The following is a 12,062-nucleotide window of genomic DNA, read 5'->3' as shown; positions in this document are numbered from 1 at the left end:
TCCGGCAACCCCCTTTGAAAACAGGAGAAATTCCGCCTCGGTTGGGCGGCCAGAACGGGTTCGCAAGGGTGATGGTGGCGGAGGGAATGGGTCTGACGTCGAACCGTCTCCACATCCAAGTAGTTGATAAAAATTGGTTTATACCAATCTTCTTAACCGCTTAACCACATTCTGTTTTTTCGCCTCCCTTCCGGCAGGTCTGGCTCCGGATCGAGTTCGCGAGCCCGCAGCCGAGCCCCGCGACGGTGATCTAGCCACACTAGGCATTCTTTAGTCCGGTGCAGGTCTCGCGTTTGGCGGCGGTGATCGCCTTCCCTCCGGCTTTCACTTCGGCAGCCAGGTCCCGATGATATGCTGGGCAGAAAACACAGCGAACACCAGAAATAGGCAGCCCGAAACCAGGAGAATGAGAGGCCGGCGCCGATCGGTGAAGCGCCGGACTGCTCCCGTCGCCAGAAGGGCCGAAACCGCGCCGTGAACGAGCAACGAGTTGAGGAAAAAAGCTAGCACGACGAAGGCGAGAGCTCCTAATGACATCGTCGCGAGAGGGAGGCTGGTGGCAAAAACCGCACCAAAGAAGAGGACTGACTTTGCATTCGAAATATTCACGAAAAAGCCCGAGGAAAAGGCGCGACCCAGGCTCAAACTGGGGGCGGCGGACCCGCCTTCTGGGGTATGTCTGCGCAGTGCGGAGCGAATGGACTTCCCTCCCAAATAGACTAAGAAACCGCTTCCCAACAGTCCAAGAATACTGAAGATCCTGTCGCTGAATGCTTGCCCGGAGAAATAGACGGCGATCGCGGCGCCACTCGAGAAGACCACGCCAGCGGTCGCGATCCCGACAACAATGAGACCACGTACGAGCGCTCCCTGCTGCGAGGCCGATAGAATGAGAAAATGGTTCTGGCCCGGAACGCTCATCGCCGTCGCCTGAAGCGCGAGAGCAGCAAGAAGACTCGCCTGGAACTCACCCATCACAGAACCCTAAGCAGCGCTGCCCGCTCGGCGTCAAACCCGCCGAAAGCTTTGGCGCTGCCTTCCTCGGCGCGCTTCAACTTGCCGTACAGACGCAATCCTTCAGGATCGAAGACTTGCGGCGCGAGGTCGCTGGCCAGATACGCCGCAAGAGATGACTCAATGCTGAAATCGAGCGCCGCACCGGTAGGCGCGGCGCCTCTCGGCGCTTTGAGAATGGCAGACACCACCGTGAGGATGGTAAAGTAGGGGTTGGCATCGGATGTCGGCGTCCGCAGCTCGATGCGCTCTTCAGGGCCGTCGCGAATAATGCGGATGGCCGCAAAACGGCTTCCTTCCCCAATATCCGCCTTGCGCGACGCGAAGGACTCGATCTCTTCGGTGTACCGACTGTTCCTGCTCGGCCGATAGATCGAGAAAGCGGGGCCCAGAGTTCCCTGGATTGCATGGGCCAGCTTGTCTACACTGAGTGACGCACAGGAAATGTGCAGGTGCAGGTTGCTCGGCGATTGGTTCATTGCGTTCACGGCGATAAAGGTCGCCCGAAGCCCGAAGCTCGCGGCCACATGCCGGATGATCATGCGGGCAAGGAAAACGCGATCAGCCTGTTCCAGCGGAGGTGTATGTCTCAGCGAGATCTCGTATTGATCGACCTCGTTCTCCTGTGAGAGGTCGAGCCACTCAATGCCTGCGGCATCGAGTGCATGGAGGATCGCCGAGATGCAATGCTGCTTTCCTGCGAGCCCGCCGAAAGCGTAGGCTTGCCCGTCGGCGGGTAGGTCGTTCCGACCTCCGAGGAGATAGAACTCGAGTTCGGCACCAATGCGGATGTCATGCGTCCCCAGGCTTGCGGAAAGGCGACGCTCGAGAACCGCCCTGATATCGAACCGGTGCGGAGTTCCATCGGTCGCCTTCGCGCGGCCGATGACCAGTGCATCGGCACCGAAAAGATCGACCTGAGCCGTCCGCGCGAACGGCCGCACCTCGGTCCCGATCACGTCAATCGTCATGTCGGAAGCCCCGACCGGAATCACGAACTCGTCGAAGAGATGCGGATGGCCGTAGATATCTTTCGCAAACACTCCGGGAGAAAACCCGATCATCATACTGCTTTCGACCGCGCGATTGGCAAGTTTTCCCCGCGCAATTCCGTGCAGGTCAGGAAAGAGGCAGAGGGTTCTTGTCATAGGTCGCTTCACTCCTCCCGGAAGTACAATTCGTCAAAATCCCGTAGACCACAAGTGCTCGTTCATACCATGCGGAGTGTCGCACGTGGACTTCGATTTCGGGAGGTGACGGGTCTGGCTTTAAGACCGTGCGGCTCCGCTCCAGCGTTTCATGCCAGATTGCTTGGGACTTCTTCTCGCCGCTGTTCCAGGAGCGGATACGACCATCGGACCAGCGGAGCATGTCGGGATCGAAGGTCACGGAAATTGCCTCGCACAAGCGCGAGGTGCCCGCCGTGACCCTGTTGAAACTGACCGATGTCGCGGCCCTGCCATGGCACGAACAGCCGGAGCGGGTGTTCGACTGACCCATTCTCCGTCAACCGCTCAGTCTCTGCAGGGCGGACGACCTTGCCAACGCCCTTTGAAACAAAAAGAAAGAAGGCCCCGATCGGGGCCCTTGGACGGATTCAGCATTTGAGTGTGGCGGAGAGGATGGGTCTGAAAGACAACCTTCTCCACGAGTTTCTGGGAACATCTGGGGGGACCTTCGCGTCGCTGAGCATTCCGTGGCTTCTCAGAAATGCGCTCAGCGTTCGCCCATGGAATTCTGAATCGTTCTGACGATCGGTGCAAAGAAGTAGCTGATGATTCGCCTGGTATCGGTGGTTACGTCGATTGTCGCGGTCATGCCGGGGCGCAGCGAATAGGTGTCTGAACCGGCGCGGAGGATGGCTTCGTCTGGCTGAATGCGGACAAAATAACCCCACTTCCCTTCGCTAACCTCTGTGGAGTCGGCCGCGATATCCGACACTGTTCCACGGACGAAACCGAACCGTTCGGATGGATAGGCGTCGAGTCGGATATTCGCCGGTTGGCCGATCTGCATGAACCCGATATCCTGGTTGGAAAACGTCCCTTCGATTTCGATCTCGGCCTCTGTCGGAACGATCCGAAGCAGTTCCGCCCCCGCTTCGGCAATGCCACCTACCGTGAATACGGCGAGTTGATCGACCACGCCCGTGGCGGGAGCAACCAATCGGGCGGCAGAAACCCTGCGTTCTGAAGCGCGCTGCTCTTCGGCAAGCGTAGCCAGACGTCCGTCGATCTGTGCTCGGCGATCAAGTGCGGAGTGGCGTAAGTCGGCCGTCAATCGCCGTCTTTCACTATCTAGGGCCGCACGTTCTGTGACCTTCTGCTCAAGCTCACGTAAGTATATGTCTCGTTCGCGCTCAAGATCTGTGAAAGCCTGTTGCACGTCCAGAAATGCCGAACGGCTGGTTGTGCCCTGTTGCAAAAGCTGCTCGGAGGTGCGCAAGCGTTCCGCCTGGATGTCCAAAGCAGCATTAACGCGTGCAGTATTGGCGTTGGTCACAGCCTCAGATCGCCGATTTGTCTCCTCGCGCGCAGTGATCTGCGCGAGAGAAGCAAGATAGTCCGCAATTTCGGCGAGCAGCAGCTCGCGTTGTTCGACCGCGAATGGATGAGCGCTCAACACGTCCCGCACATCGAATAGTTCAATGGATCTCTGTCCGAGATCAACACCACTCGGATCGAGAGCCAAGGTTTGCACCATTGCCTCGAGCCGGGCCAGTTCGATCACGAGCCTGTCTCGCTCGGCCCTGATTGCGCCGAGTTCCGACATTGCTTCGGTCGGATCCAATTCGATGAGGACATCGCCTTCGGTTACCGTCATGCCGTTGCGTACATGGATGGCGACGATCCGGCCTGCAAATTCCGGTTGTACAACCTGGACTCGGCTGATCGGAACGACGCGCCCTTCGCCACGGGCGACGACCTCGACTTTGAACAGGAAAGACATTGCAAGGATGGCGACAAAGACCGAGATCGTGAAAACGATCGTCGCGTGCAAGGTCGGAGAGGTGATCTTCATTGGTTCTGAGAAAGCGGTCATTGCAGTGCCTCAAAATCGACCACCTGATCAGGACTCGCAAAAATATCTGGGCTATGCGTGATGATGATCAGCGTAGCCTCGCGCTTCAGTTTCTGCAGTTCTGCCGCCATGCGCCGTTGCGAGGCGCTGTCCAGCGCGCTCGTCGGCTCGTCAAGGATGATCACCTTCGGGCTTCGGATTACAGACCGTGCAATCGCGATGCGCTGCCGCTGGCCACCTGAAAGGGCCGAACCACGTTCTCCTACATGCGTCTCAAGCCCAAGGGGAAGTTGCTCAACCAGCGTCTCAGCGGCAGAAATCCTGAGGGCCCTGGCGATCATTTCATCGCTGGCCTCTGTGGCGCCAAGGGTCAGGTTTTCGCGCAGTGTTCCCGAAAATAGGTATGGTTCCTGCGGTACATAGGCAATATGGGTTCTGACGTCGTGGGGCTCGTAGCGCGCGATATCTTCACCGCCCAACCGGACCTCGCCCTTGTCAGGGCTGTCGATACCAGATGCCAGTCTTCCAAACGTCGACTTGCCGATGCCGGACGGCCCGACGACAAGGGTCAGCGTATTGGGTCCGGCGCTGAAACTAAAACCACGCAGGATCGGCGCCGACGGATGATAGGCAAAATCCACGTTGACGAAGTCAAGTCGTGCTTCGACGTTGCGCGGCAGTTTCGGCAGAGCGTCGAAAGGCTCCATCGGCGTATTGACCACATCGCCAAGTCTCTGGCGTGAAACACGAATATTTTGCCAGCCTTCCCAAAGGCTCGAGAAGTTCTCGATCGGACCAGTCACCTTCTCAGCCAACAGATGAAAGGCGATCAACTCGCCCAAAGTCATCTGCCCGGCGAATACGAACTGCGCGCCGAAATAGATGATGCTGATTTTAATGGCCTTGTCGACAATGAACAAGAGCTTGTCATTCCAGATATTCAAAAGGCCGACGCGGTAACCGGCATTGAGGTTGGCGTGAAGAGTTTCATCCAGTCGTTCTAGCATTTTGCCTTCGGCGCTGAGCGCCTTCACCGATGCAATGCCGGAAATGTTCTCAACCATCTGTGTCTGATGCGCGGCACCGGCATCGAATTGCACCCGTAGACGCCGACGCAGGAACGGGCCAAAGCCAAGATAGATCAAGATCTGAATAGGCAAAGCCGCCAGGATGATCAGTGTCAATTCAGCGGAAAGCGTGAATAGAACGGCGATGTAGATAAAGACAAATATCAGATCGAGGAATACGCCCGTGGTCGTTCCAACCAGAAACGCACGAATTGTATCCGTTTCGCTGATCCGCGCAATCGTCTCGCCAACGGACCATTTCCGAAAGTGGCTGAATGGGAGTTTGAACAGATGATCGAAGATGCGCGCGCCGAATTCTCGGGTAATACGGTTGGCTGTCAGCATGCTGAGCAATTCGGACAGCACCTCGAAACCAAGCTGAAACAGGCTGACGGCGATAAAGATCGCCACAACGACGACAAGCGACGCCTCGCGTTGAAATGGCAGGATGCGGTCGATGATAACCTGAAAGATGAACGGCTCGACCAGCCCGATCAGGCGCAGGCAGATCGCGAGGAAGATCAGCTCGATGTAGAGTGGCGTGAACTTCCAGAGCGTTTTGCCGAACCAGGAAAGCGGGATTTCACCGGTGTTTTCATCCTGCCGATCCGTCATGGGCAATCGGCGGCCGCAGAGGGTGTGCGAATGACGCAGGCGCCGGGAAGAGCGTCTGCATCCGGGGAGACGGCGATCACGATGAAGTCCTGGGCTTGCGGCAAGGCGCTCGACAGGCGGTCCATCAGGGCGCCTTCGGTAACGGCCTGCAATTCATCCGTCAGCCGAAGCGATCTGCCCGTCTCAAATCCGTCGAGCGCGCTTTGCAGCTCGGATCGTGCCTGATCGACCACGAAGTCAGGCAACTCGGCAAAATTTGCCGCCAGCGGTGCCTTGCGCGGTCCCAGTTCTCCGGACGGTCCCGATTGCCGGAAATCGGCGTAGGCATCGCGGACAACCTGTTCTGCATCAGCGAGTTTCGCGGTCTCAACCTCGCCAGACAGGAACAGGATCCGATGGTCGCGCGTGTAACTGGCCATGCCCGCGCCAAAACCATAGCTTGCACGCAGCTCCGTCCGAACTGCCTCGAACAGGACAGACTGGTCATCGCCCCCGAGCGCGTGGATCAGGATCAGGTCTTCCGTTTCGCCGCCCAGGCGAGTGGGCGGCAGCGGGGCGATCAAGGACAAAGTGGTGGTTTGCGCCTCTGGTATATGCAGCAGGATCCGTCGTGCGGTATAGTCCGGCGCGGCCTCCTGCATGACTGTCCGGGATGCATCCGGCAATCCGCGCAGCAACGCATCAATCGCAGCCCCTGCATCTGCGGTTTCGATCCCGCCCGCAACCACAATGGCCTGAGGCGTGCGGGTGAACGTCTCGGTATGCCAAGCCACCACATCTTCCCGCGTCAGATTGTCGACGACACCGGGTTCATCCAGAGATAACGCATTGCGGAGCGGCTGCTCGCCGAGGATCGCCCAACGGACAGCATCAAAGCCGGCATTGGCGGGCTGCGCCTGCGCCTCGGCCATTTTCGCGGCGGTCCCCTCGCGGATACGATCGAACCACATCGAGTCGAGTGTCGGCGCACGCAGATGCGCGTTGGCAATTGCGATGGTCTCGTCCATCTGGTCGCGCTCAAAGGTCAACTCGCCAATCACATGGTCGATGACCGCGACATAGATATTCCCCTCGGAGTTCAGATCGGCGAACCGCTCCCCAACATCCCCCGCAGGATACCCCTCGGCCCCTCCGGCAAGGATCAACTGCGTACCGACCACCGGCGCGGCCTTGTTCGTATCGGCGCGATAGGCCCAATCGGTCGGCCAGGCGATATGGATCGTGACGTCTTCATGCTCCGGCATTTGTAGAAGCGTGTAGACGACGCCGCCCGGCGAAGTCTCGACGCTGGCGGTCGGGGCATCTCCCCTACAGGCGGCGAGGCAGAGAAGCGCAGCAAACAGGAGCAGGATACGGGTCATTCGAAACTTTCCTCGGGACCAATGAAGGCAATCGCGGTGCGGCCGTCACCGGCAAGCTGGCGCAAGAGCTCATTCGTGGTGTCCAACGAAAGCCCGCGATGCAGGCGCTGTAGCTCGCGTTTGGACAGTGCGCCTCGCAGGTTGGACACACGATCAAGAACGTAATCCGCCATCCAACGGCTTGTCTCATCATCATCGTCCCAATCCGGCCAAAAGCCGTCGAAACGGTTCAGAACGCGGGAATAGGTGGCCTCGGGGATACCGCCATTCGCTACTTCTGATAGGGTATCCTCGAACGCGGTCTTTAGCTGGGTCAGAGAAACGCCCGCATCCGGCGCGGCGGAAAAGCTGATTTCGATGTTGTCCTCGTCGATCGGCCAGACCTGCACGTCAAAGCTGCGGGCAACGGCGGCATCGAACCGCAGAGGCCCGGCCAGCCCGCCGGGCAGGTTGGTATCAAGGATATCGCGCAGAAGCGCCGTCTGGGCCTCCAGCAGGTCGAACTGGACAGGCTCGGGCAGCGCGACCACCCGCCGCCAGCCCATACGCGGCGCGGCATCCGGGTCCGGATAGCGCAAGGTTGTTGTCTCGGGTGCGACAAGCTCGAAAGGCGGCGGTGCCACGTCAGCGGGCTCCATCTCAGGCCAGCCGGCGTCGCGCATGGCCCGGCGCAGCCTCCGCTCGGTGACGTCGCCAATGACGACCAACCGGGCGTTCGCCGGCACATGGGTCGCGGCATGAACGGCGCGCGCCGCGTCATAATCCAGCATCATGATCTCGTCCGGTGTGCCGATGGGCGAAACCGCAATGACGTTGCCGTCATAAAGGAACGCCTTCATCGCTTCGCCAGCCTGCGCGTCGGGGTTGTCCGTCATCCGGAATTCGTATTCGCGTAGTACGATATCACGTTCTTTACCCGCAAATTCGCTTGGCAGATTTATGGGATCGAACACGCCCTTGAGAGTTTCGAGCAAGTCCGGCAGATCCTCCGGCGCGCCCGACAGCCAATAGCCAACGGCCGTATCGCTCGTCCATGCGTTGGAATGCCGATCTGCTGCACGCTCCGCGCCAACGGCGTTGAGCCAGACGAGGTGCTCAAGATAATGCGCCTCAAGCGCGGCGCTGTCGTACGCAAAGATGACGTGAACGGATGCCGTCTCTCGGTCCGCTGCAAGGATTCTAATTGACGAGTCTGCCGAGTTATTGCCCTGCCAGGCCTGGATCAGGGCGGCTCCGAGGCCAGCGAGCAGGACAGCAGAACCGACGACGACGGAAGGGACCTGGCAGTGATTGCTGGGTCTCTTGCGTTGTCGCGCCAACTGGCAATGCTGCAACACGCTCTTGCCAAAACAATCCGTCATGCTGGCAGTTCAATGCCGAAAAAGGTACACGAACAGTCCAGCTACCAACGCGCCGCCAATTATGGCCGCGAGGAGGCCGGGAGACGACCCGATACCCGAGAAAAACCAGATAGCCGCAATGCAGAGTATCGCGGCGACGATCACCAAGATTCCGATGTGAACACGACCATCCATGACACCCCCTTTCGAAGTCTGGCCTAGCGCGACCTTTCACAAGGCGCGCTAGGCCATTTTCAATTAACCTTAGCGGCGGTTCGAGCGATCTTCGGCGTAGCCCTGCGAGATCGAACCGACGATGCCGCCTACTGCGGCACCGACAGCACCGCCGATCACGGCACCCGGAGGACCGGCAACTGCGCCGCCGGCCCCGGCCCCCATCACGCCATAGCCCAGCGCACCCATGGTCGCCCCGTAGTTGTTGACCACATCCCGGCTGCGACGACTGACATTCGACTCTCTGCCACCGCGACCGCCACCGCCACCGCCGAAGCTGACGGTGCCGTTCAGATCGGTCATCGAGGTTTTGTAGATACGAGACATTTTCACGGCTTCCTTCCTGTTGCGGATCGGATGTGCTATCCTACCCGCTATTGCTGTTTGCCGGGCTTTCCTACCCGGCGGCTCAATCGGGTGGGGCGTTGTACCAGAACGCTCCACCCGTCCGCCCACACTGATGCGGACAGGATTTCTAGGCCACGGCCCGTTTCTCCGTCTTCCTGAGGTTTACTCCTGTCCAGCGGTTGATCCGGCGCACCGTTCCGTCATGATTGCGCCGAAGGCTGGTGGCCACCTCGTCGGGAAAGATGTTGTGGGTCATGTCGTGCAGGACTTCACGAATATTGTCGAAAGGCGTGATCCAGTCGTTGAAAAACAGCCGGTCACCGCAATTCCACTCTTCGTTGGCGAGTGCGCGTCCGGTTTTATGCACGTCGCGCTCCACCTCTGGCGAAAGCCAGGCCCAGGTCACCATGGCTGTTGGAATTCCCTCATTTGTCACATAGAAACGAGCTTGGCCGCACCAAAGCGCTGGTAGGATTTCGACACGCAAATAGTCGCCTAGCTTGAACTGCCGATGATATTCCGACTGCGCGAGCAATTCGAGCGCGTAGCCAACGCTAGCATAATAGTCGATGTTCACCATGCCACTTGCTCCTGCGTTGCGCTGCGAGCGTGCCGAGCGGTCACGCCCGCCGTTTTGCCCAGGTGCCGTTCCAGTGCGCTTTGCAATGCGCGATGATCTCCGAATGGCGCAGCCTGTCGTGTCAGCGTGTATTCGTCTTCCTGAGCAGCTTTCAACCATGTCGCATAGCCGATCGGCTTGCGCTGGTCGTTCAAGGCAAGGAATGCTGTATTACCATGCAGATGTCGCAAGAGATCGGCGTAGTAGTCCTCAATCCGCGTTTCGGAGAGGCCTTCCCAATAGTCGATATCGATGAGCGCCATAGCGCCGAGGCTTCGATATGCGTCTATCGCAGGCGTTTCGGGCTCTGGTTGCGGCATTGCAGGCAGATAATTCGCGACATCGCCTGCACGGTTGGCCAATTCTTCAATTGGGACATGGCGCATTCCATCGCGGCCTGACGCAAAGAACTGGCGAAGACACTCTCCGTAGCCACGATTGAACAGCTCAACAGCGGCCAGCCGTGCAGCCGGATAGTTCTGGCGATAGTGATACTGCGCCTGCGGGTCGGCCAACGCCGCAGCGAGCAGGTCCATGTCCAACCCAAGATAGGCATCGTTTTCGCGATGCCAGACATCGCACAGGGCGGGATATAGTTCCGGCGCTGCCGTCCGCGCATGCATTATGACAACCAATTCTCCAAGAAATGCACAAACCTCCCGCGCCAAGGGCGGCATTTGCTTGTGGTCGGAGAAGAGGATTTGCAGGGCATGAGCGAATTCATGCGCGAGGCAAATCACGTCGTCAGGAGCGCCCCCCCCAGTTCAGCGCGATCAAGACGGGGCGATCAGGGCCACGATCCATCGTGTGCGGCAGGCGGTCGCCTTGAGGAGCGAGAATCGAGAACTCGATTTCAATGCAGGTTCTGTTCCACAGGTCAGGCTGTTTGAGAGCCGCCTCAAACGCAGGAAGAACGAGACTTGTCAAGCACTCATTTTGAGTCAAGAGAGATGAAGAAGACCTGACCTTGTCAGGCGCGGAAGCGATCATTTGCGCCGGGCTGCGTCCCAACGAACCGGCCCGATAAGCGGCCAAGATATCGAGGAGAAGCGTCCGATCCAAATCATGTAAATTCAAATAGTCAGAATACAAATCTCTCATGCTGCTACCCTGAAAGCCCTTCTGGCACTCACCTCAGCACAGTGCTTATCGTTACAATCAAGAGGCGATTCGATCAACTTGTTTTTTGCCTTGACGGCCAAAAATTCAGCTTGAAGGGGGGGGGGTAACGGCATGTTAAATCGACTCTTATCATGCGGAGCCTCGATTATAATGGCGTTGGTCGCGGCTGAAGTGTCCATGATCGGTGATCCGCCCTATTCAGCTATAGGGCGACCAAGCAAGACGGGCAGCCTCTCAACCGACCTTGCAGCCCCAGAAGGACGTCTGGTCGGCGGCGAAATACCCGTCCGCGACCCGGAAATACCCCTGCAGCTCGACGGTATCGCCCGCAGTGAGCGGTACCATTGTCTGCAGCCAGATGGCGGTGGCGAGCGAGACGTGGGTGGCGGAGATTTCACCGAGGGAGCCGCGGATCTCCGTCGTGCCGTTCAGCACGATCCGCCCGCGCATCCTCGCCGTGGCGCTGGCGTTGATCTTGTAGAGCAGCGTCGCGCCGAAGAGGTAGGTGCCGTCGACCGGGGCCACGAAGTGGTTGTTCGCGGCGTCGAAGGCACCCTGATCGTTGTAGTCGGTATTGTTCAGGCCGATCTTCGTCCAGGTCCCGACGCCGACGTAGTTGTCGTAGTTGGTATACGCCTTGAACCGGGGCAGCCGGGGCTGGTCGACGATGCCGGTGGCGTTGTCGACGCTGAGCCCGTCGAAGAAGGTGCTCCCGTCGGCCGAGACCGCCAAGCGGAAGCGGTCCGAGCCGAACAGTCCCACAAGCGCCTTGGTCACAAAGCCGGTCTGCAACGTCAGCCCGAGGTCATCGCCCGCGGCCTCCTTGTTCATGGTGTAGAACAGATCGCCGGTACCGCCCTCGGCCACCGTCTTGGCGGTCCAGAGCGCGGCGTTCAGCTTGGCCGAGAACGGGTTCGACGCATCCGCTGTGGTGCCGACCCCGAGCAGCGCCATGTTCTGCAGCGCCGCCGGTGTGGTGCCGACCCAGCCCGCGCCGTCGTAGACCAGCAGCAGCCCCTCGTCCTCGATCCACGCTCGCCAGCCGGTCCGTGGTGGAAGGCGCATCCAGGCGCCGTCCGTCCAGAGCGCCACGTTCAGGTCCCAGCCCGCCCAGTCGCCGGTCGCGCCCGACCCGACGATGTAGCGGTCGCCATCGGCGGGCGAACCAGGCGGCGCGGTCAGGTCGCGGTCGAGGACCGAGAGCTGGACGAGCCCGTCGAGGATCCGCAGCGCCTCGTTGTGGGTGACGTGCTTCTGGGCCTGCGCCGCCAGGATGTAGGGCAGCAGGAGATGGGTCGTGGCGTCGGACATGGTATGGCCT

12 protein-coding genes are annotated in these 12,062 nt (G+C 59.5%); 1 reads left to right on the top strand and 11 read right to left on the bottom strand.

What is annotated here, in order from left to right; all coding sequences use genetic code 11:
* Positions 1 to 324: 324 nt before the first annotated feature.
* Positions 325 to 975, bottom strand: a complete 651-nt coding sequence (locus C8N32_RS01730; RefSeq protein ID WP_107890735.1) for a LysE family translocator — start codon at positions 973 to 975, stop codon at positions 325 to 327.
* Positions 975 to 2,162 carry a type I glutamate--ammonia ligase gene (locus C8N32_RS01725; RefSeq protein ID WP_107890734.1) on the bottom strand — a complete coding sequence of 396 codons (1,188 nt, stop codon included), beginning with the start codon at positions 2,160 to 2,162 and terminating at the stop codon, positions 975 to 977. Before C8N32_RS01725 ends, C8N32_RS01730 begins: the two co-directional genes overlap by 1 nt.
* Before the next feature lie 221 nt (positions 2,163 to 2,383).
* On the opposite strand from C8N32_RS01725, the gene C8N32_RS15445 reads away from it, so the two are divergent.
* Positions 2,384 to 2,509 carry a hypothetical protein gene (locus tag C8N32_RS15445; RefSeq protein WP_274610737.1) on the top strand — a complete coding sequence of 42 codons (126 nt, stop codon included), beginning with the start codon at positions 2,384 to 2,386 and terminating at the stop codon, positions 2,507 to 2,509.
* Positions 2,510 to 2,730: 221 nt separating this feature from the next.
* Here the strand turns inward: C8N32_RS15445 and C8N32_RS01720 are convergent, their stop codons facing one another.
* The 9 genes from C8N32_RS01720 to C8N32_RS01680 form a co-directional block, all read right to left on the bottom strand.
* Complete coding sequence (locus C8N32_RS01720) at positions 2,731 to 4,056, bottom strand: HlyD family type I secretion periplasmic adaptor subunit (RefSeq protein WP_107890733.1); 1,326 nt, start codon at positions 4,054 to 4,056, stop codon at positions 2,731 to 2,733.
* Entirely contained in the window at positions 4,053 to 5,717 is a 1,665-nt protein-coding gene (locus C8N32_RS01715; RefSeq protein WP_107890732.1) for a peptidase domain-containing ABC transporter, read from the bottom strand. Before C8N32_RS01715 ends, C8N32_RS01720 begins: the two co-directional genes overlap by 4 nt.
* Entirely contained in the window at positions 5,714 to 7,078 is a 1,365-nt protein-coding gene (locus C8N32_RS01710) for a M16 family metallopeptidase (RefSeq protein WP_107890731.1), read from the bottom strand. Before C8N32_RS01710 ends, C8N32_RS01715 begins: the two co-directional genes overlap by 4 nt.
* Positions 7,075 to 8,439, bottom strand: a complete 1,365-nt coding sequence (locus C8N32_RS01705) for a M16 family metallopeptidase (RefSeq protein WP_146159668.1) — start codon at positions 8,437 to 8,439, stop codon at positions 7,075 to 7,077. The genes C8N32_RS01710 and C8N32_RS01705 overlap by 4 nt, the downstream gene beginning before the upstream one ends.
* 243 nt (positions 8,440 to 8,682) lie before the next feature.
* Positions 8,683 to 8,979, bottom strand: coding sequence for a hypothetical protein (locus tag C8N32_RS01700; protein ID WP_107890729.1), 297 nt, complete (start codon positions 8,977 to 8,979; stop codon positions 8,683 to 8,685).
* Positions 8,980 to 9,127: 148 nt separating this feature from the next.
* Positions 9,128 to 9,580 carry a toxin-activating lysine-acyltransferase gene (locus C8N32_RS01695; protein WP_107890728.1) on the bottom strand — a complete coding sequence of 151 codons (453 nt, stop codon included), beginning with the start codon at positions 9,578 to 9,580 and terminating at the stop codon, positions 9,128 to 9,130.
* Positions 9,574 to 10,359 (bottom strand): hypothetical protein, encoded by a 786-nt coding sequence (locus C8N32_RS01690; protein WP_146159667.1) that lies wholly within the window; start codon positions 10,357 to 10,359, stop codon positions 9,574 to 9,576. The genes C8N32_RS01695 and C8N32_RS01690 overlap by 7 nt, the downstream gene beginning before the upstream one ends.
* A 4-nt stretch (positions 10,360 to 10,363) precedes the next feature.
* A complete protein-coding gene (locus tag C8N32_RS01685) occupies positions 10,364 to 10,720 on the bottom strand; it encodes a hypothetical protein (protein WP_107890726.1) in 357 nt (118 codons plus the stop codon).
* Between the two features lie 255 nt (positions 10,721 to 10,975).
* Positions 10,976 to 12,052, bottom strand: coding sequence for a DUF2793 domain-containing protein (locus C8N32_RS01680; protein WP_107890725.1), 1,077 nt, complete (start codon positions 12,050 to 12,052; stop codon positions 10,976 to 10,978).
* Positions 12,053 to 12,062 lie beyond the last annotated feature (10 nt).

It is taken from the genome of Rhodovulum imhoffii (assembly GCF_003046545.1).
GTDB classification, from domain to species: domain Bacteria; phylum Pseudomonadota; class Alphaproteobacteria; order Rhodobacterales; family Rhodobacteraceae; genus Rhodovulum; species Rhodovulum imhoffii.
The sequence above is the reverse complement of the archived record's forward strand: the minus strand, read 5'-3'. Positions and strand labels throughout refer to the sequence as shown.